General features: G+C 29.2%; 16 protein-coding genes and 1 other annotated feature (1 of these 17 only partly in view). All 16 genes read left to right on the top strand.

Annotated elements, in window-relative coordinates; genetic code table 4:
- Window positions 1-9: 9 nt before the first annotated feature.
- Entirely contained in the window at window positions 10-588 is a 579-nt protein-coding gene (gene nusG, locus JXZ91_RS00215; protein WP_205851010.1) for a transcription termination/antitermination protein NusG, read from the top strand.
- 103 nt (window positions 589-691) lie between these two features.
- Entirely contained in the window at window positions 692-1,243 is a 552-nt protein-coding gene (locus JXZ91_RS00210; RefSeq protein ID WP_205851009.1) for a variable surface lipoprotein, read from the top strand.
- 60 nt (window positions 1,244-1,303) lie between these two features.
- The gene (locus JXZ91_RS03525; protein WP_205851008.1) at window positions 1,304-2,263 is read left to right on the top strand and encodes a tRNA (adenosine(37)-N6)-threonylcarbamoyltransferase complex ATPase subunit type 1 TsaE; all 960 of its coding nucleotides are present in this window, start codon (window positions 1,304-1,306) and stop codon (window positions 2,261-2,263) included.
- The gene (tsaD, locus tag JXZ91_RS00200; protein WP_205851007.1) at window positions 2,263-3,198 is read left to right on the top strand and encodes a tRNA (adenosine(37)-N6)-threonylcarbamoyltransferase complex transferase subunit TsaD; all 936 of its coding nucleotides are present in this window, start codon (window positions 2,263-2,265) and stop codon (window positions 3,196-3,198) included. Before JXZ91_RS03525 ends, tsaD begins: the two co-directional genes overlap by 1 nt.
- A gap of 1 nt (window position 3,199) precedes the next feature.
- The gene (yihA, locus tag JXZ91_RS00195) at window positions 3,200-3,751 is read left to right on the top strand and encodes a ribosome biogenesis GTP-binding protein YihA/YsxC (RefSeq protein WP_205851006.1); all 552 of its coding nucleotides are present in this window, start codon (window positions 3,200-3,202) and stop codon (window positions 3,749-3,751) included.
- A 114-nt stretch (window positions 3,752-3,865) separates the two neighbouring features.
- Window positions 3,866-5,830 carry a GGDEF domain-containing protein gene (locus JXZ91_RS03520; protein WP_205851005.1) on the top strand — a complete coding sequence of 655 codons (1,965 nt, stop codon included), beginning with the start codon at window positions 3,866-3,868 and terminating at the stop codon, window positions 5,828-5,830.
- Complete coding sequence (rplI, locus tag JXZ91_RS00185) at window positions 5,823-6,248, top strand: 50S ribosomal protein L9 (RefSeq protein WP_241006041.1); 426 nt, start codon at window positions 5,823-5,825, stop codon at window positions 6,246-6,248. The genes JXZ91_RS03520 and rplI overlap by 8 nt, the downstream gene beginning before the upstream one ends.
- 25 nt (window positions 6,249-6,273) lie before the next feature.
- Window positions 6,274-7,755 carry a replicative DNA helicase gene (gene dnaB / locus JXZ91_RS00180; RefSeq protein ID WP_205851003.1) on the top strand — a complete coding sequence of 494 codons (1,482 nt, stop codon included), beginning with the start codon at window positions 6,274-6,276 and terminating at the stop codon, window positions 7,753-7,755.
- 9 nt (window positions 7,756-7,764) lie between these two features.
- Entirely contained in the window at window positions 7,765-9,162 is a 1,398-nt protein-coding gene (locus JXZ91_RS00175) for a YitT family protein (protein ID WP_205851002.1), read from the top strand.
- Between the two features lie 169 nt (window positions 9,163-9,331).
- Window positions 9,332-13,531 (top strand): hypothetical protein, encoded by a 4,200-nt coding sequence (locus tag JXZ91_RS00170; protein ID WP_205851001.1) that lies wholly within the window; start codon window positions 9,332-9,334, stop codon window positions 13,529-13,531.
- A 128-nt stretch (window positions 13,532-13,659) separates the two neighbouring features.
- Window positions 13,660-14,772, top strand: coding sequence for a tRNA 2-thiouridine(34) synthase MnmA (gene mnmA, locus JXZ91_RS00165; RefSeq protein ID WP_205851000.1), 1,113 nt, complete (start codon window positions 13,660-13,662; stop codon window positions 14,770-14,772).
- Between the two features lie 12 nt (window positions 14,773-14,784).
- Complete coding sequence (alaS, locus tag JXZ91_RS00160) at window positions 14,785-17,442, top strand: alanine--tRNA ligase (protein ID WP_205850999.1); 2,658 nt, start codon at window positions 14,785-14,787, stop codon at window positions 17,440-17,442.
- On the top strand, window positions 17,435-17,860 hold the full coding sequence (ruvX, locus tag JXZ91_RS00155; protein WP_205850998.1) for a Holliday junction resolvase RuvX: 426 nt from the start codon (window positions 17,435-17,437) through the stop codon (window positions 17,858-17,860). Before alaS ends, ruvX begins: the two co-directional genes overlap by 8 nt.
- Window positions 17,861-17,862: 2 nt before the next feature.
- Window positions 17,863-18,198, top strand: coding sequence for a hypothetical protein (locus JXZ91_RS00150; protein WP_205850997.1), 336 nt, complete (start codon window positions 17,863-17,865; stop codon window positions 18,196-18,198).
- Window positions 18,188-18,931: a BC85_0335 family putative methyltransferase gene (locus tag JXZ91_RS00145; protein ID WP_205850996.1), complete on the top strand. Its 744-nt coding sequence runs from the start codon at window positions 18,188-18,190 to the stop codon at window positions 18,929-18,931. Before JXZ91_RS00150 ends, JXZ91_RS00145 begins: the two co-directional genes overlap by 11 nt.
- A gap of 3 nt (window positions 18,932-18,934) precedes the next feature.
- Complete coding sequence (gene greA / locus JXZ91_RS00140; protein WP_205850995.1) at window positions 18,935-19,399, top strand: transcription elongation factor GreA; 465 nt, start codon at window positions 18,935-18,937, stop codon at window positions 19,397-19,399.
- A 224-nt stretch (window positions 19,400-19,623) separates the two neighbouring features.
- Window positions 19,624-22,042: a sequence feature (most likely nonfunctional fraction of RNA operon), on the top strand; it runs 1,786 nt beyond the window's last position.

The following is a 22,042-nucleotide window of genomic DNA, read 5'->3' as shown; positions in this document are numbered from 1 at the left end:
AGTAATAATATGAGCGTAAGTTATAAATGATACATGGTCTCAACTGTTTCTGGAAAAGAAGAAAAAGTTATTGAAGCACTTAAAAATAAAATTTCTTCACAAAACAAAACAGAATCTTTTGAAGAGATTAGAATTTTTAAAATGCCACACTTATCTGCAAAAGAATTAGAGAAAAAAACACGTGGAGAAGAATACACAGTTAAATATTTAAATATTTACAAAGGTTACATTTTTATTAAAATGGAAATGACAGATGAATCTTGATACTTAGTGCGTAATACACAGTTTGTTACAGGATTGATAGGTTCTTCTGGAAAAGGAGCTAAGCCAACTCCTATTAGTGAAAAAACCTTCCAAAAAATGGTTGAAAAAGAAAGAGCTTTAATTGAAAAATTTGAAGCTGGTGATATTGAAACTCCTTTCAAAGAGGGTGTAATTGTAAAAATCATTTCAGGTCAATATAAAGGTGTTGAAGGCGAAATTGTAAAAAATAATGATATTACATGCCGTGCTTTTGTTAATATTGAACTTTTTGGGCGTAAGACACCCACAGAATTTGGTTATGAAGAATTAGAGATATGCAGCTAAGCATATTTTTTTTTAATCCAAAATAAGCTAAAAATGATATATAATATCATTAACTTTTTTAATTTTAAACTTAATAAGACTTTAAAGAAAGGGAGATATTAAAATGAAAAAAACTACTAAATTGATTATTGGTTTAAGTTCGATTTCAACATTAACCTTACCATTAATTGCACTATCATGTTCTAACCCGAAAACAAAATTAGAAACTGAAATAAAAGCAGCTAAACAAAAAGCTGACACTTTTGTTTTTGCTGATGATTTTAGAGATAAATATAATTTAGAAATCAAAAAAGCAGAAGATAGTCTAAAAAAAGAAGGTATTACCAAACAAGAAATTCAAAAAATATATGACGAGTTCAAACAAAATCTAAAAACCATCACTACCAAAAACACCGAAACAGTGAATAAATATAATGAAAATAGTAAGAGTGTGGAAAAGAAATTCAATGAGGTTAAAGAATTTGCTGCTGTTGGACTTAAAGATAATAAATATTCAGAACTTAAAAAGAAACTAGTTCATGATTATAAAGAATTTGAAAAAAAGACTTCAAAAATGCTTTCACATGAATATAATGACACTATAACAAAACAATACACCAAAGAACTAAATGATTTATTGGAAAAATATAAAACTGAAAAAGCTAAAATAGCTTAAGAAATTTATTTCTTAGTTATTTTTTATGCTTTTGTTTTTTAAAAATCAAGAAAGGATAACATGTTAAAAAAATTATATTTTAAAGAAAATCAACCACTAGACCAATTGGTTGAATATATTTTATCTTTTCGTAATTTAGAAGCCCTTTTATTAAGTGGAGAATTAGGTGCAGGGAAAACCACACTAACTTCTCAAATTGCCAAAAAATTAAATGAAACTAAGCAAGTTGTATCTCCAACATTTAATACAATTTTGATTTATGACAAAATTGTTCATATAGATGCTTACAAATTAAAGGGAGATCTTTTTGCATTTGAAGAGTATTTTGATAATAAATTAGTAGTTGTTGAATGATATGAAAACATTAAGCATAATTTTAAAAATTATATTAAGGTTAATGTAACACTAGAACAAAAAAATAATGAAGTTTATCATGTTTTTGAAATAATAGAAAGCACTGTTAAAAAAGGTTTATTTATTGAAACAAGTCTTGAAGATTTCTTTGTAGCTATTGTAGAAAATAATCAAGTTATTGATTATAAAATCATCAAATCATTGATAAAAAAAACTGATAAGTTTTTTGAAGTAATTGATGATACTTTAGCTAAAAATAATTTAGACATAAATATGATGGATGAAATTTATACCACTATTGGTCCAGGTAGTTTCACAGGAGCAAGACTTGGCTTTAGTTATGGTCGCACCAATACTCAAATTCAACCATTAATTGCTAATAATGATATAAGCTTAAAATTAATTCCGACTTATGAACTGTTTTTTATTCAAAATAATAAAAAAGAGGTTTTCATTAAAGCGAATAAATATAAAGCTTATAAGGTATCTAAGAAAAATAAAAATATCAATATTGATATAGTTGACATTTCTAGCAAAATTGATGTTTTTGATTATAGAAAATTCATTAAAAACCCCAAACCTTATTTAGAATCTTTTAAAGAACCAAAAGATTTATTGGAAGCTGAGTTAGTTTATGCTAGTGATCCACAAATTGGAGGGCAATAATGATAATTTTAGCTATTGAAACTTCTCATGATGATACTTCACTTGCAATTTTGAAAGATAATCAACCTATATGAATGAAAACAATTTCACAAACAGATATTCATAAGCAATATGGGGGCACAATTCCTGAAATAGCAAGTAGATTACATGTTAAAAATATTGCTTTAATTTTAGATGATTTATTTAAATCTAATGCTAATATATGTTCTAAAATTGATTACATAGCTTATACTAAAGAACCTGGCTTAATTGGTTCGCTGCAAATTGGTTATATTGTTGCTCAAAGTTTATCGAGAATATACAAAGTTCCTATCTTAGGTCTAAACCATTTAGAAGGACATTTCTATTCGGCTTTTATAAAAAAAGAACTAGAATTCCCGGCCTTAAGTTTACTTGTTTCTGGTGGTCATTCGCAAATTATGTTTTATAAAAGTCAAAATGAATTTGAAATTATTGGGGAAACTCAAGATGATGCAGTTGGTGAAGTCTATGATAAGGTTGCTAGAAAACTAAATTTAGGTTTTCCCGGGGGTCCTTTAATTGATAAAATATGGCTTGAAAGCAAAGATGTTTATCTAGATCATTTTAGTATTCCTCAAACTGAAAAAAAACTAAACTTTTCATTTAGTGGTATTAAAACAGCTGTTATAAATTACATAAATAATTTGGTTAACAAAAAACAAAAAATAAATATAAATAAAATTGCTACAGAATTTCAAAATACAATAGTGATGTATCTAAAAAAACAATTTAGTCAAGCAATTGAAATATATAAACCTAAATGCATTTCTTTAGTTGGTGGAGTTAGCGCTAATAAAGCAATAAGAAATATGATTTTAGAATTGCATAAAAATGTTTACTTACCTGAAATGGAATATACTACAGATAATGCAATGATGATAGCTCGTTTGGCTTATGAGAAAGTAAGGAAATAATATGTGAAAATTTTTAAAAAGTTCTACTTCGCAAGAAAACTGACTAGAAAACCATAAACAAGAAATTGTTTTTTGAGGTAGATCAAATGTAGGTAAATCTTCATTAATTAATGCCTTAGCTAATTCAAAAATAGCCAAAACCTCATCTACTCCTGGAAGAACAAGATTAATTAATTATTTTTTAAGTGATAATAACAAAATAATAGTTGATTTGCCTGGTTATGGTTATGCAAGTGTGTCAAAAAAAGACCAAGTTAAAATTGCCGGCATTATTGATTACTATTTTAGAAACTCTAATACAACTAAAAAAATTTGTTTCTTAATTGATGCTAAAGTTGGCTTTACACCCATAGATCTTGAAATGATTGAATATATTAATTCACTAAATTTGCACTTTGATATTTTTATTACCAAAATAGACAAAGCTAATCAATCTCAAAAACATCGTGTAAAATCTCAGGCTTTAACTTTTAAAGATGACATCAATATTTTTATGATTTCATCACAAAAAAATATAGGCATTACAGAAATTATTAAATTTTATGAACTATAAGTTAAAAATCAGCTTATAGTTTTATTTTTTATCTTCAACAATATTAATATTGTTTAAAATATGTTTTTAGCCCTAAAAGACCTTTTTTTAAACAATTTTTGTATAATTTTAATTATGAAAAATGAAAAAAGAGAAGTTATACTTTTAATTTTAAAAGTTTTATTACTATTTGTATTACCAACAATAATTTTTTTTATTGGTATTTTTAGGTTTCCAGAAAATGCCAAAATTGCTATTATAGTTATATACTCAGTGTTGATTATTGCGCTTGGTGCATATTTGATTTTTATCATCAAACGATATTTAAAAGATATGTCATTATCAAATAAAACATTAAATCAATATATTCAAAATGAAGTAAGTCAATATGGAATAGGCACAATTATATTTTTAAACAATGGAAGAATAGTTTGGGCTACTGATTTTGTGCTAAAAAGATTTGGCAAAAAAATCATTGGCAAAAATATTAAGAGTGTTTTTGGTGTTAATGAAATTGATTCAATTCAAAGAAATTTTAAACACAAAAAAGATGAATATCAATATGACGTTCATGTTAGCTTTGAAAAAAATGTTATTAGCATTAAAGATATAACTGTTCAAGAAAATCTATTAAGCAACTACATGAGCCAAAGAGTAGTTTTTGGAGAACTACACATTGATAATATCAGCTTGTATCAAGTTATTTTGTCACAAGAGGAAATGTATAAAATATACTCTAAACTTGGAGTTTGATTTGATGATATTGCCAAAAAGTATGACATTATATATCATCAATATGATAATGGTAGATTTTTTGTTTTAACTACTAGTGAAACGCTAAGTTTATTTGAAAAAAACGGGTTTCAAGATTTTTTAGAGCTAAGTAACAAAAAAATTCATAAAAATCTAAATTTAACTTTATCTGGTGGTTTTGCTTATGGAATTTTTAAATTTGAAACTTTAGATAAACTGTCAAAAGATGCATTATTACAATCTAAGACACGTGGTGGTAATCAAATTACTGTGTTAACCAAAAATGAAAAACCTAGATTTTATGGTTCGACATCTGAAATTGATATTAACATGTCACGTACTAATGTTGCTTACATTACTAATATTTTGATGAACAAACTAAAATCAGAAGAAATTAATAAAGTTATTGTCTATGGGCATAAATTCGCTGACTTAGATGCCCTTGGTTCTGCTTGAGGAATTTATTGCCTAGCAAAAGGTTTTAAAAAACAAGCATATATTCAAAATAAAACATTTGATGAAACCACTAGACGAGTATATAATCGCCTGAGTGGTAATGAAAAACAAGTATTTATAAGTCCAGAAGATGCCACTTCTCTAAATGATAAAAATACATTAGTAGTTATTTGTGATACATCTGATGAGACTAGAATTGAAAATATCCAAGCTTTTAGCAAAATTGAAAAAGAAAATATTATTGTTATAGACCATCACCGAATTGGTTTAAATCCCGAATATGCTTTTAGAGAAAATTTATATATTGACTCTTCATCATCTAGTGCTTCTGAAATTGTTACTGAAATAGTAGCACTATCGAACAATAAAGATAAAATTGATGAAAAAGCTGCACAGCATTTATTAAATGGAATTTATTTAGATACAAATAACTTTCAAAAACAAACTTCATCTAAAACATTTTTAGCAGCATCTCTATTACAGTCTTGAGGTGCAAAAATTTCTATTTCAGTAGAATCTTTAAAAATGAATGATGAAATTCATGAAAAAATTAAAAAATTATTGGCTAATTTAGCTGAAGTTAAACCAGGTTATTTTTTAGCATATAATGATAATATAACTGTCTCTTCAGACATAATTTCCATGGCAGCTGATGAAATCCTTAGAGTTAGTGACCGAAAAGCAGCATTTGTAGTTGGGAAACTAGATTCTAATAGATGTAAAATGTCAGCACGTGGTATTAAAACAAACGTTCAAGTTATAGCTGAAATAGTTAATGGCGGTGGGCACTTTGGCTCAGCAGCAGCAGAAACAGATGAAGATATGGAATTATTTGTTGACAATATAAAACAAGCGATAGTGAGTGTGAAAAATGAAAGTTATAATGATTAAACAATATGAAAAATACAAAGTAAATGAAATAATCGAAGTTAATGATGGTTTTGCTAAAAACTTTTTAATTAAAAAAGGCTTTGCTCAACCTTTAAACAAACAAACATTAGCAAATTTACAAAGAGTTAAAAACAATATAGCCATTGACCATGCCCAAGAAATATCTAAGGCAAATGAAATTAAAGCTGAAATTGAAAAACTAACACTTAATTTCTTTTTAAAATCAAATGGCAATATTGTTCATGGCTCAATAACAAATAAAGCAATCGAAAAAGAACTAGCTAAAAACAATATAAAAATTAGTCCCTATGCTTTATCAAAAGATACATATAACACTTTTGGAAAACATTATATAAATGTAAAACTACATCCAGAAGTTACAGCAATTTTATTAATCGAAATTTTTGAAGATAAATAAAAATTAAAAAAAGAAAGGAATTCTTATGTCAAATCTGAAGCAAAAAGTAACAAATACGTCTAATTTAAATGACAATGAAATTAGAATTGCTAATAACGAAGTAGCTTTGTTGGGTTTATTGCTTACAGATCCGACACAAGAGGCATATTTAAGTATTTCAGAACAAATACGTCCTGAAATGTTTCATTTTAAATCTAATCAAATACTATATAGTGCTATTAGTTCAGTTATCAATAGTTCTATTAATTTTGATTTAACTAACTTATGAAATTATTTAGATAAAAATAAGTTAACTGATGATATTAGTGCTTTTGGGATGAGAGCAGTTGAATATATTCCCTATTTAACCAAAAACCCAGGGTTTATTTCTGAGCTTAAAAAATATACTGAAAACATCATCAAACAATACAAGACCGATAGATTATATGATTTATTAATTTCATCTAAAGATACAATTGAAAATAAAAAATTTGATATATCAGATTTAATTTCTAAGTTGCAAGTAAATCTTTTAAACATTGATATCTCTGAAATTCATTCAAGTTATGATAAAGTTTATGATACTGCACAATCAATTCTTAACCGAATTTTAAAACATGATAATAATGATGAAATAGGTGTTGGTCTTTCTTTAGGTTTTCCGGAATTGGACGATCTTTTATTAGGTATTAATAAGGGAGATTTAATTATTATTGGTGCTCGTCCAGCAATGGGTAAAACTGCATTTGCTTTAAATATTGTTAATAATATAGCCAGAAACAACAAAACTGTTTTATTTTTTAGTTTAGAAATGTCCAATGCACAATTGGTACAAAGAATGATGGCAACAGAATCGTTTGTACCAATTAGGCAACTTAAATCAAAGAACATAAACATTGAAGAACAAAGAGCTTTAATGCAAACTGTTGAATTAATGAGATCATGAAAAGTATTTCTAAATGAGCGTTCAACTTCAACCATTTCGGATATTATTACATCTTGCAAGAGATTTGCTAACAATAACCAAGTTGATTTAATAGTAATAGACTATTTACAACTAATAAGTGGTTCTTCATCAAACAAACAGCAAGAAAGTCGTCAACTTGAAATAGCAACTATTTCACGTTCACTTAAGCAATTAGCAAGAGATATTAATTGTCCAATTATTGCTTTAAGTCAACTAAGTCGTAATTTAGAAAAAAGAGAAGATAAAACTCCTATTATGTCTGACTTGCGTGAATCAGGTGGAATTGAGCAAGATGCCGACCGTGTTATATTTTTGCATCGTCCAGAAGTTTATAAAAACAGACAAAATATTAATAATGAATCTAAAACAGAAAACGGTCAAAAGTCTGAAATTAAACAGGAAGCTTCAGTTGCAAATATTATTGTGGGAAAAAACCGTCATGGAGCCACTGGAGTTGTTCAATTAGTTTTTTATCGTGAAATTAATCGATTTGTTTATGAACACAGACCACAAGATTTTAGATCATCTATAACAAATACACCAAAGCAAAAGGAGGACTAACATTTTTATATGAATCAACAGCAAATTAAATTAAATCAAAAAATAAAAAAACGAGCTAATGCTAAAGCTTTGCGTGATGAAAAAGAAAAAATTTTAAATCCATTAAAAGTTAATTTATTTAATGTATGAAAAAAATATCCCAAAAAAATTCTATGAATGTTTGTCAGTGCTTTTTTGTATAACATTGCGCTTACTGTATTCTTAAAAAAAGCTGCAACAATAGCTTCAGGTACATCATCATTAGCACAAATCATTACTTTTACTTTGCCTTCAACTGCTCAATATTATGGGCTATTTTATGTTCTAGTTAATTTACCTTTGATGTTTGTTTTTTGACGCATGAATCCGCGAATGTTTATGGTTTTAACTTACTATTGGATGTTATTTCAAATTATTGTTCAATTATTATTTATTGAATACACTGGTCGTGGTTCAAATCCAATTGTAAACTTTATAAATCAGCGAATTACTTTATATAATCCCACCGCTACGAGTGGTTATTATTGAGATCCATTTGGTATAGATTCGCGAAATATTTCAAAATTATTTGCTTCAAGTAATTGACAATCAATTTTAAAAGGCACTGAAAGAATAATGAATAACCAATATCATGCTTTAACAAGCATAGAAGATGTTAAATTAGCAGAATATTTTAGTAATCAATTTTTCTTGTCAGATTTTAAAATAATTAAATCCAATATTAACCATTTAGGCTCGGGTCATGCTTTTAGTGTTATTCCATATGATGCGCTTAATGTTATGCCTCAAGTTCTAAATGGTACTAATATTCATGGCGTAAATGATGGAAGTACTTGACCAGTTTTAGTTTATGCTATTATTGGTGGAGTGTCTGAAGGATTTGCTTCAATAGTAGCTTGAAGACAAAGAGGATCAATAGGTGGAACTTCAGTTATATCAAACTACATTGCTTATCGTTCTAAAAAACCTGTTGGTAATGTATTTTTAATGGTGGCTATTTGTTTTTCTTCCGCTTCAACAATCATAATTGGTTCATTAGAATTTAGTGGCAACATTATAGGTCACGTTTGACAATCAGATTTATTTTTAACAAGAATAATGGGCACAATTGCATATCTATTAGTATTTTCAACTCTAGTTAATAGGTTCTATCCTAAATACAAAAAAATCAAAATTGAAATATATACAAAGCGTCCAGAATTAATTGCAGAGCAATTTAAAAAAATTGGCTATGTACACCCTTTTAACATTTTCCGTGGAGTAGGTGGATTTAGTCATGATGAATTTGGTAAGTTAGAAACTGTTGCATTATTTTTAGAAAAAGATTTAATCATTGAACAAGTTAAAAAAGTAGATAAAACTGCTTGAATTACTACATCTAATATTAATGGTGTTTCCGGTCAATTTGACACTTCATTTGTTGACTAACCAATTACAAAACACCTAACACATATAGGCTTTTAGCCTATTTTTTTATTCAAAAATCCCCAAAAAGGGCTATAAAATTCCAAAAAATCTCCCAAAATGCCCATTATATATATATATATATGAAAAGCGCTATAATATACATTTATAAATTACAGATATGGAGAAATTTATGAAAAATTCAAAAAAGAAAACAGCTGCCATTGTTATTGGTGTAATTGCCACTGCAGCAATAGTTTCAGCTGCTACAGCTGGAATTATAATTTACTTAAATAACAAAGCTGTTAAGGACTGAAAAGATCCTAACCCCGATAAGATTACAGATAAAGAAATAGAAGATTTAGATAAATTAGATGCTAACAAAGACTTGGATTACATGAAACTGAGAGCATTTATTGAAAAACTAATTAAAACATTAAACGCAGGTTCAGCAAAAGTAGTTGAACCAAATTTAACTCTTAAAGAATTAAAAGACGAAATTGCAAGTTTAGAAAAATGAATTAAAGTTGGAGATAAAACCGTTTTAGTAATCGACAAAAACATTGCAAACATTAAAAACAATAATGCCAAAGTTGAACAATTAGGAAATGATAAGAAAGTTTTAAATGCAGCATTAGAAAAAGCCAAAGCAGCTCTAAAACAAGCTAAAACAAAACATGAAGAAAAAGAAAAACAAAAATCTGACCTTAAAAAAGAAGCTGAAGCATTAATTAAAGAAATAGATAAAAAGATTGAAGAATCTAAAAATGCTATTACTAAAGTAGAAATTGAAAATTATATTAATGCTCTTGAACAATTAGTTGTTAAAGGCACTACATTAGAATCTAAATTAAAACTTTTAAGTGATGAAGCTACTGCAAAACTAGTAAATGAAGCTATTAAAAGAGCTAATGCAGCTATTAATTCACTTAAAGAAAAATTAAATGTTCTTAAAGATGAAGCTAAAGAAAAAGAAAAACTAACTGAATTTTCTACAAACTTTAAACAAAAAGTTGATGAATTTATTGCTAGAACTACCGATTTAGAAACTATTGAAAAAATCGAAGAAGCATTAAAAGAATATGTAGTTTTAAATAAATTTGGAAAAGAAAACTCAAAAAGAGCACAGGAACTATCACTTCCTGCTGTTAAGGCAACAATTGATGCTGCTTTAGATAAATTAACTGATCATCATGATAAACTTGAACTTAGAAAACAAGCAATTGAAAGACTTACAAAGAAAAATAAAGAAATAATTGAAGATTTAGAACTAAAATCAACCGAAACAAAGAAAGATCAATCACTAACTAAACAAGAACAAGCAATTAATAACTTACAAAATAGTATTACTGCTGCTGATGCTTTAGAATTAGAATTAACAAATAATAAGTTAAATATTTTAAAAAATACTCTAAGTTCAGAAATTCTAAAAGCTAAAGAAACTCTAAAGACAGCTAAAGAAAAATTAGCTGCTGATAAACTTAAAGTTGAAGCAATTAAAAAAGAATTAAAAGAAACCAGAGATGATTTATTAATTAAAACAAGTGATGCTGGAGCTCAAATCACTGTACAAAAATTAGAAGAAGCACTTAATGCTCTTAATGAAGTTATCACCAAAGCTGATAAATTAGATGCAAAAGTAAAAGATGATGTATTAAAAGAAGATTACCTTGTAGAATATAATGCGTTTAAAAAAGCTTTAGAAGATGCTAAAAAACAACAAAAGAAATCAATTAAAGATTTAGAAACTAAAAAAGAAGAGCAAAATAAACAAAAGAAAAAAGAAATTGAAGATCAAATTAAAAAATTAAATGACAAGAAAAAAGCTGTAGAGGAATCTCTTAAATCAGGAGATAATGCAAAAATCAAAAAATCTCAAGATGACCTTAAAAAAGAAATTGATAAAGCTAAAGATTTACATAATAAAAATAAAGATGATAAATCTCTTAAAGATGAAAATGATGCTTTAGATAAAAAAATCAAAGAAGCTCAAGAAACTTTAGATAAATCAAAAACAGCTGAAGAAAAACTTAAAGAACTTAAAGATAAAATCAAAGCAGCTGAAGAAAAACTTAAAAAAGCCATTGATAAAGCTGATGATGCTTTAAAAACAGAAGATACTAATACACTAAAAGAAGCTAAAGAAGAACTTAAGAAAGCTCTTGATGAAGGTAAAAAAGTTGAACAAGAAGCTAGAGATAAAAAACATGTTGATTTAATTGAGGAATTAAAAAAGAAAAATAAAACAGCTGACGAAAAACAAAAAGCAATTGATAAAAAAATCAAAGAAATTGAAGATAAAAAATATGCAGATCAAATAATAAGTCAAATTAATCAAAAAATTCAAGAACTTAAAGATGCGCTAGCAGAAGCAACAACACCTAAAGGTAAATATGATACTTCTAAAACAAAATTAGATTTATTAAACACTGTAATTACATCTGCAAATAAATTATCTGGCGATCTTAAAGCAGAACCAAAAAATAATGCACCGCAAATTCAAGCAAAATTGACTGAACTAGATCAAGCAATTGCAAATACAACTACAAAATATACTGAATTACAAAAAGCTAATGAAGATCTAAAAACTGAATTAGATAAAAAAGTAAGTGAATTTTCAACACCTGCAAACAAGGCTATCAGTGATTCTGATGTTGTTTTGGTTAACAAAAAAATTCAAGAACTAGAAACAGCTATTGCAGAATTGAAAAAATTTGATAAAACCTCGGCTAATGTACTTACACTTATTGGTACTTTAACTGTTTCAGATTATAGTGAAGGTAAAAAATCAGTTGAAACAATTACTGAACAAGTAGAAGAAAAACTAAAACTATTAACAGAAGCTTTAAAAAACAAAATTGCTGAAATTAAATCTAAAATCACTTCTGAAAGTAACAAAATAAAAGATGGCATGGTAGGCAAAGAAGCGCAAGATACCGATACTATTGCTCAAATTGAGAAAAAAAATGCAGATTTAACAAAATTAAAAGACGCATGAGATGAGTTAGTTAATAATCTAAAAACAAATAAAGACACTAATACTGAAATTAATAAACTTATCGATGAAGATGCAAACGTTAAGGCACTAAAAGAATTAATAGAAAATAATGCCAAAAAAATTGCTGAGAAGAAAGAAAGAATTGCAAAAGGCAAAAAAGAAATTGAGGATAAATTAAATGAAGTTAAAGAAACTATAAAAAATGCCAAAGAAAACAAAGTTGATTCAAATTATCTTTCAAGTAAAATTTTCGCACATCTTACCGAACTGAACAATTTAGTAATTAAAACAGCAAAATTGCAACAAGAAGCCCAAAAAGAGGGTTATGACGTTTCAGATATAGAACAAATGAATAATGACATTGAATCATTACAAGACCAATTGACAGAAATGCATGATTTAATTAATTCACTTTCTTCTATTGAGGTTGAAGTTGAAAACAAAGAAAAAAAATATGCTTCAAAAATTGCTAAAAATGAACTGACATTAAAAAATGTTCCAGCGGGTTACACAATTCAAACTATAGACATATCACCTAATGATAGTGAGGGAGAAATTGTAGCAACATTATTTGCTGAAGGTAAATATAAAATTGAATTTAACGCAAAAAAAATGACAGGATTATTCCAAGTTAGATCACATAAAATATTTTTTAATCCAGGTCACATAACTAATTTAATGAATGAATTTACTCAGCATGTAGTAACTGCTAAAAAAGTTGATATTATTACTTTAAAGGCATATTTTGATAAAAGCATACCAACATTAAAAAATAAATGATTCCCTAATGATAATCACATAGCTTGACCAATAAAATGATTCTATCCATCACAACATTCAAATGATAAAATAGTAAATATTCTAGAAGCTAGAATAAAATTTGCTGAATTTTCAATTGTGACAACAAATGATGATATAAATTTAGTTTTCAAAGATTTTAAATTTAAAACTATAAGTGGTAAAACTCAAAATAATTACAATTTTGGTGAAGAATTTACTACTGAAAAAACTTTAAAAATAGCAAGTTTGAAAAATATTTTAAAATGATGACAACTAAGAAATACAGCTCGAATTATTTCAGCTTTTGGTTATAATTACCATGAACAAAATATTTTAAATGAATTATATGAAAAATATCTAGAATCATTTAATAATCCATTTGGAGATGCTGACTTTTCTAAATATATCGATGATGAACTAAAACCAAGAATTGCCCAAATTAAAGAAACATATAACAAGGCTGATGAAAATGGCAAAAAGCAATATAGTGCTGAAATTGAAAGAAGATTAGAACAAACTCTTAAAAACATTAATAACTGACATTATATAGAAAATATATTTACTGAAAAAATCGGAATAACCATTTACATAAAAGGTGTACCAGTTAACATATAATTTTAAATAATTAAGCAAGTTTTAAAATTGACTTGCTTTTTTGTTTTTTATAAACATAATTAACTAAAGAATAATAAATAAACTTAAAATAAAAATATTATAATTAAGTGTTGTTTGTGAGGTGTTTAATGAAAAAAAGAGTCGTTTTAGGGTTGAGTGGAGGAGTTGATTCAAGCGTTTGTGCCCATTTGCTTTTAAAACAAGGATATGAGGTAATTGGATTGTTTATGCGCAATTGAGATTCATTTTTAAACAACGACTTTTTGGGTAATGAAAATATTAATCAAACTATTTGTCCTCAAGAGCAAGATTATCAAGACGCACAAGCTGTAGCTAAAGCTTTAAAAATTGAACTAAAAAGAGTAGATTTTATTAAAGAATATTGAGATAATGTTTTTAGTTATTTAATTAATGAATATAAACTAGGTAGAACTCCTAATCCTGATATTTTTTGCAACAAATATATTAAATTCAAAGCTTTTGCTGATTATGCGTTTGATAATCTAAAAGCGGATTACATCGCTATGGGCCATTATGCTGCAACAAAAGGTGATGAATTATATCGTGGCAAAGATAAATCTAAGGACCAATCATATTTTTTAGCACAACTAACTAATGAACAATTAGCCAAAGTTATTTTTCCTTTGGCTAATATCTCAAAACAAGAAGTTAGACAAATTGCTAAAGATTTAAATTTAGTTACCGCTTCAAAAAAAGATTCAACAGGAATATGTTTTGTGGGTGAAAGACAATTTGCTAAATTTCTAGAAAATTATATTCCGGCTCAGCCAGGAAATATAATTGATATACACACTAACAAAATTGTTGGCAAACATAATGGAGCGATGTATTATACAATAGGCCAACGTAAGGGTCTAAATTTAGGCGGTTTTGCAAAACCTTATTTTGTTGTAGGTCATGATGTCAAAAATAAAATTATTTATGTGACTAATGATGATCACAAAGAATATTTATTATCTGATCACATTATTGCTTTAAACTTTAATCAAATTGCTAAAAAATATAACAAAAACAATTTAAGTGCTAAGTTTAGATATCGGCAAGAAGATATTAAGTGTCAAATTAAAATAGATGCCAATAAACAATTAGAGGTTTTTTATGATGAAACTGAAGCTGTAACTCCTGGCCAAGAAGTTGTTATTTATGATGGTAATAAAGTGGTTGGTGGAGCAATAATTGATAAAATATTTTACAAAGGCAAACAAAAAAACTATTTATAGGAGATATTTAACATGATTTCATCTAAACAAATAAGAGAAATGTGAATTAATTTTTTTGCTTCAAAAAATCATTTGGTGCTTGAATCAAAATCACTAATTCCTCAAAATGATCCCTCTTTATTATGAATTAATTCAGGGGTAGCAACCCTTAAGGACTATTTTAGTGGTAAAAAAATTCCACTTGCTAAAAGGCTAACCAATTCTCAAAAATCAATAAGAACAAATGATATTGAAAATGTAGGAATTACCGCTAGACACCACACATTTTTTGAAATGCTAGGTAATTTTTCAATTGGAGATTATTTTAAAAAAGAAGCCATTGCCTTTGGTTATGAATTTATTTTTGACATCCTAAAATTACAAAAATCAAAAATATATATTACCTATTACGAAAAAGACTTAGAAACCTATAATTATTGAATTGAATTAGGAATTGAACCAGGTCATCTAATTAAAGGAACTAAAGAGACTAACTTTTGAGATGTTGGTCAAGGACCTTGTGGGCCTGATACAGAAATTTTTTATGACCGAGGTCCTAAATATGATTCAAGAGGAATTGAGTTATTAATTAATGATATTGAAAATGATCGATATGTTGAAATTTGAAATATAGTTTTTTCACAGTTTAATAATGATGGTGAAAACAATTACACAGAATTAGCCACAAAAAATATCGATACTGGCGCAGGTCTAGAGCGAATAACTTCTATTATGCAAGATGCTCCTACTAATTTTGATACTGATTTATTTTTACCTATTATTAAAGAAGTTCAAAAAATCACTGATTATCATTATGACATTAATAACTATTTTACAAAAGAACCAAATCAAACTAAAATTAATACTTTATTCAAAATAATCGCTGACCACATTAGAGCTAGTGTTAATGCCATTAGTGATGGAGTTAATCCTTCTAATGTCGGTCGTGGATACATAATTAGAAGACTAATTAGACGTTCATATCGCGCTGGTTTATCACTTGGTATCAAACAAAAATCATTTTTATATAAACTGACAGGCATAGTTAAAGATTCTTTAATTTATGATATTGATGTTGATTATGTAGCTGCAATTATTAAAGAAGAAGAAGAATTGTTTGCCAGAACAATTAAAGAAGGCGAAAAGCTTTTAGAAAAAGAACTAGAAAAAAATGGTTACATTGATGCTAAAACTGCCTTTAAAATGTTTGACACTTACGGTTTTCCAATTGAACTAACAGAAGAAATCCTAAGAGAAAAAGGTATAGCTATTAATCTTGAAGAATTTTATGAATTCCAAAAAGAACACCAAAAACGCTCAAAAGGTAATATTGAAGCTGGTATGCAAAAAGTAATTAATTCATTATCATTAATACCATCTTACATTTCAGAATTTGTTGGATATGAACATTTAGAAACCAAATCAAAAATTTTATATTTATTGGATGAAGAAAAAGAAATAGATGCCACTAATAATGAACAATCTATTTCTTATGTGATTTTAGATAAAACACCTTTTTATGCTACAAGTGGTGGTCAAAACCATGATTATGGATATATTATTCAAAATAATAATAAATTAGAAGTCTTAGATATATTTAAAGATAAATTTTGAAACCATGTGCATGTAATTAAAGGTTTAATTAATAAAAAAGATCCTGTTGAATGTTATGTTGATTATGATAAAAGAATTAATTTTGCTCGTAATCACAGTTCAACTCACATGATGTTTCATGCCTTAAGAAAAACATATTCTAACGATATAATTGAACAACTTGGTTCAAATATTCACCCTGAGCATTTTACTTTTGACTTTGGTTTAGACCATCGTCCTACTAAGCAAGAAATCAAACAAATTGAAAAAATTATGCGAGATTATATTGCTATGGCTTCAAAAAGAACATATATTGTCACTTCAATTCAAAAAGCCCAAGAAATGGGCGCATATATGACAATTGAAGAATCAGAGTATCACGATGCCAATAAAGTTAGAGTTGTTGAATTTGAAGGTATAACTAAAGATCTTTGTGGAGGAACACACGTTGAAAACTCAAGTGTAATTGAAGATTTTAAAATTATTTCTGTTGATTCAAAAGGAACTGGAATATATCGTCTTAGAGTTGTTACATCAAATAAGTTAGTTAATGAATATTTAGCAAAAGAAATAATTGAAAAACAAGAACTATTAGCATCATTAATAAAAAACAATAAACAATTTGATGCTTCATATCAATTTAAATATGATTTAAGTATTCCTAATTCAGCTTTAGAAAAACAAGCTTTATTAGCAAAATATGATGAAATAGAACAAAATATTAGAGAAGATTATAAAAAATTCTTGAAAGCTAAACAAAACCAAAGTATTGATTTAACAAAATATGAACCAATAAAACTTAATAATAAAGTAGTTTATTTTGTTATTGAATCTGATAATTCAATCTTAAAAAATGCAACAATTCAACTGCGAGAATCAAACCCTCAAGCTTTAGTTATTTCATTATCACTAAAAGATAACAAATGCTTTTTAATGATAGCTTCAAAAACATTTGATTCAGCTACCATATTCAAGTCTTTAGCTCAAAATTTTAGTGCTAAAGGTGGTGGTAATAAGATTATAAGCCAAGGTTCATTTGAAACAAACTTAAATGAAACCGAAATACTAGAAAAAATTAAGAGTTTAATTAATGCGTAAATTAGCACTTGATTTAGGTTCAAAAACGTGTGGGTTTGCCATTAGCGATCCAAATAATATCATCGCTAGTGGTCTAGAAGTATTAAGATTCGAAGAATGACACTTTATAGAAGTAATTAAAAGAATTGATTATTATTTAAATGAAAGTGAATTTAGTAATCAAATTGATGGCATAATATTGGGCTATCCTTTAAAAATGGACCTTAAGCCTAGCCCTCGTACTAAAATGGTTTTAAAATTCTATGAACGCTTAAAAGCACACTTTAATATTCCAATTTATTTACAAGATGAACGAGAAACCACAATTATGGCTGAAAATATATTATTTGAAGCTGGATATGATGGCAAAAAAAGAAAAACAAAAAAAGATTCATTATCAGCACAATTAATACTAGAAGATTTTTTAAAAAGGAATTAGTTATGGAAAAAGACACAAAGAAATCAAAAACCCTTAATAAAATTAATATTTTTTCAGTTGAAAGAGAAGTTATTTTAGAAGACAACACTAAATTACATGTTGTTTTTGATGTAATGGAAAATGGTGAAAAATATATTATTTTAACTGATGGAGAAGCATTTATATTTACTAAAGAAATTAATGGTAGATTAGAAGAACTAGAAGATGCAGGTGAAATGGATATAATTCTAAATTTGCTTGCTGATTTTTTTGAAGAAAACATATTAGTTGACCAAAATGGAAATAGCATTATGGATAAGCTAATGACTGATGCTGAAGAAGAATATAATGAAGACTAATCAAATTAATTATTCCTTAATAAAAGGTTCAGGCTCAAAAATATCACCCGAAACAAGACTTGGATTAGTAATATCCATAGTAGTAGTTTTATTAATTGCGATTATTGTTTTAATTTTAAGCTTATGATATCGCAAAAAAGTAGCTAAAAAATACTTGTCGCCTTCAGAAGAAACTGAAATAGCTAAACTAAAAGCTAATAATCCCAATTATGGCATAGTTTTAAATGGTATTAAACCTCTATATAAGGATTTTGCAAATGATTTTTTAGTGTGCTTTTTAATTAATACTATATATATAAATAAGTATCAAAATATTTTTATACAAGATAATGATGATTATATTGCCCTTTCAATAGCTAATTTATCAAACGATACTAATGTTTTATATAAAGGTGACATTAACCAAGAAATAAGAGCCAATATTGCTAACAACTATCCTGAAATATCTTTAGATAAGCTGCAAGTCACTACAAAACTAAAAAACAATGTAGATTTTATGTTGTTTTTTGATGATGGTAATTCCAATTTAGAAAGCAATCTAAATCAAAATCTTCAATATTTAAATGATAAAGGAATGATAATTTTTTCAATTTCCAACTACAAGCAAGCCAAAAACCATTATCCATTATTTAAAGAATTAAATTTAAGATATGAAACACTTAAGTTTAAAAATAAAAGTGTTATACTTTTAGCCAAAGGTAATATCAAGGATCGTGTCGAAAAAGGAGAATAATTTATGGATGATAAGATATATTTAACGAAAGAAAGTCTTGAAGAGTACAAAAAACGTTTAGTTTATTTACAAGAAGAAGCAAGACCTTTAGTAATAGAGGAACTTAAAGAAGCTAGAAACCAAGGTGACTTATCAGAAAACGCTGAATATGATGCAGCACGTGATAAGCAAGCTGCTATCGAAGCTGAAATTTTAAAAATTCAACATATTATTGAAAATGCTGAAGTTATTGAAGAAAATTCTAAAAAGAATCATGTTGCTTTAGGTTCATCAGTAAAATTGTTTAACCTAAGTACTAAAAAAGTTCTAGATATTAAAATTGTAGGAGCTTTAGATGCTGATCCTTTTATTGGAAATATCTCAAATACTTCTCCTTTAGCTAAAGCAATTTTAAATCGTAAAGTTAATGAAACTGTAGAAGTAGAAGGACCTAAAAAATACAAAGTTAGAATTGAATCTATATACTAATTTAAATATCGCTAAATGTCGCTAATAATCGGCGACATTTTTATATTTTAAAATTTTTTATAATTTTGTAAATTTTTTAAAAATTAGTATATACTTCTAAAAGTGCGCTCTCATTTTAGGGCCACTTGAGATAGTTCTTTGAAAACTGGATACGAATACCATAACGTCAATTTAATTTATTTAAATAACAAAAAAACAAAACAAAAACATAATAACCAAAATCAAATTTTAAGAGTTTGATCCTGGCTCAGGATGAACGCTGGCTGTGTGCCTAATACATGCATGTCGAGCGAGGTTTCTTTTGAAATCTAGCGGCGAATGGGTGAGTAACACGTGCTTAATCTACCCTTTAGATTGGAATACCTAATGGAAACATTGGCTAATGCCGGATACGCATGGAACCGCATGGTTCCGTTGTGAAAGGAGCTCCAAAGCTCCGCTAAAGGATGAGGGTGCGGAACATTAGTTAGTTGGTAGGGTAATGGCTTACCAAGACTATGATGTTTAGCCGGGTCGAGAGACTGAACGGCCACATTGGGACTGAGATACGGCCCAAACTCCTACGGGAGGCAGCAGTAGGGAATCTTCCACAATGAGCGAAAGCTTGATGGAGCGACACAGCGTGCACGATGAAGGTCTTCGGATTGTAAAGTGCTGTTATAGGGAAAGAACACCTGGTTGAGGAAATGCTTCCAGGCTGACGGTACCCTGTCAGAAAGCGATGGCTAACTATGTGCCAGCAGCCGCGGTAATACATAGGTCGCAAGCGTTATCCGGAATTATTGGGCGTAAAGCGTTCGTAGGCTGTTTATTAAGTCTGGAGTCAAATCCCGGGGCTCAACCCCGGCTCGCTTTGGATACTGATAAACTAGAGTTAGATAGAGGTAAGCGGAATTCCATGTGAAGCGGTGAAATGCGTAGATATATGGAAGAACACCAAAGGCGAAGGCAGCTTACTGGGTCTATACTGACGCTGAGGGACGAAAGCGTGGGGAGCAAACAGGATTAGATACCCTGGTAGTCCACGCTGTAAACGATGATCATTAGTCGGTGGAGGATTCACTGACGCAGCTAACGCATTAAATGATCCGCCTGAGTAGTATGCTCGCAAGAGTGAAACTTAAAGGAATTGACGGGGACCCGCACAAGCGGTGGAGCATGTGGTTTAATTTGAAGATACGCGGAGAACCTTACCCACTCTTGACATCCTTCGCAAAGCTATAGAGATATAGTGGAGGTTAACGGAGTGACAGATGGTGCATGGTTGTCGTCAGCTCGTGTCGTGAGATGTTTGGTCAAGTCCTGCAACGAGCGCAACCCCTATCTTTAGTTACTAACGAGTCAAGTCGAGGACTCTAGAGATACTGCCTGGGTAACTGGGAGGAAGGTGGGGATGACGTCAAATCATCATGCCTCTTACGAGTGGGGCAACACACGTGCTACAATGGTCGGTACAAAGAGAAGCAATATGGCGACATGGAGCAAATCTCAAAAAGCCGATCTCAGTTCGGATTGGAGTCTGCAATTCGACTCCATGAAGTCGGAATCGCTAGTAATCGCAGATCAGCTATGCTGCGGTGAATACGTTCTCGGGTCTTGTACACACCGCCCGTCACACCATGGGAGCTGGTAATACCCAAAGTCGGTTTGCTAACCTCGGAGGCGACCGCCTAAGGTAGGACTGGTGACTGGGGTGAAGTCGTAACAAGGTATCCCTACGAGAACGTGGGGATGGATCACCTCCTTTCTACGGAGTACATTGTTATGGAAAAATTATTCGTATCCAGTTTTGAGAGATTTATCTCTCTTGTTCTTTGAAAACTGAATATCGACATTGAAAAATTAAAATTATTAATATTTCAAAGTTTAGATCAACCTATAGAATAAACATCTATAATAAAAAGACAAAGCGTGCGAAATGTGTAAATCTCGTTGTAGTATCCTGAGTAGGGCGGGGCACGTGAAACCCTGTTTGAATCCGCCGGGACCACCCGGTAAGGCTAAATACTAACCAGACACCGATAGCGAACTAGTACCGTGAGGGAAAGGTGAAAAGAACCCCGGGAGGGGAGTGAAATAGATTCTGAAACCAATTACTTACAGTTAGTCAAAGCCCGTTAATGGGTGATGGCGTACATCTTGCAGAATGGACCGGCGAGTTATGTCAACATGCAAGGTTAAGTGGATTAAAGCGAAGCCGTAGAGAAATCGAGTCTTAATAGGGCGCTTTAGTATGTTGATATAGACCCGAAACCAGGTGATCTACCCATGAGCAGGTTGAAACTTAGGTAACACTAAGTGGAGGACCGAACCGTAGTACGCTAAAAAGTGCCCGGATGACTTGTGGGTAGGGGTGAAATTCCAATCGAACTTGGAGATAGCTGGTTCTCTCCGAAATAGCTTTAGGGCTAGCGTGTAGTGTTAAGTGATGGGGGTAGAGCACTGAATATGGAATGGCGGCGCCTAGCCGTACTGACTATAATCAAACTCCGAATACTATCATGAATTACTATGCAGTCGGTACATCGGTGATAACGTCGATGCACGCGAGGGGAACAACCCAGATCGTCAGCTAAGGTCCCAAAATTGTGTTAAGTGAGAAAGGTTGTGGAGTTTCTTAAACAGCTAGGATGTTGGCTTAGA

It is taken from the genome of Mycoplasma enhydrae (assembly GCF_017116825.1).
Lineage (GTDB): Bacteria > Bacillota_I > Bacilli_A > Mycoplasmatales > Metamycoplasmataceae > Metamycoplasma > Metamycoplasma enhydrae.
The sequence above is the reverse complement of the archived record's forward strand: the minus strand, read 5'-3'. Positions and strand labels throughout refer to the sequence as shown.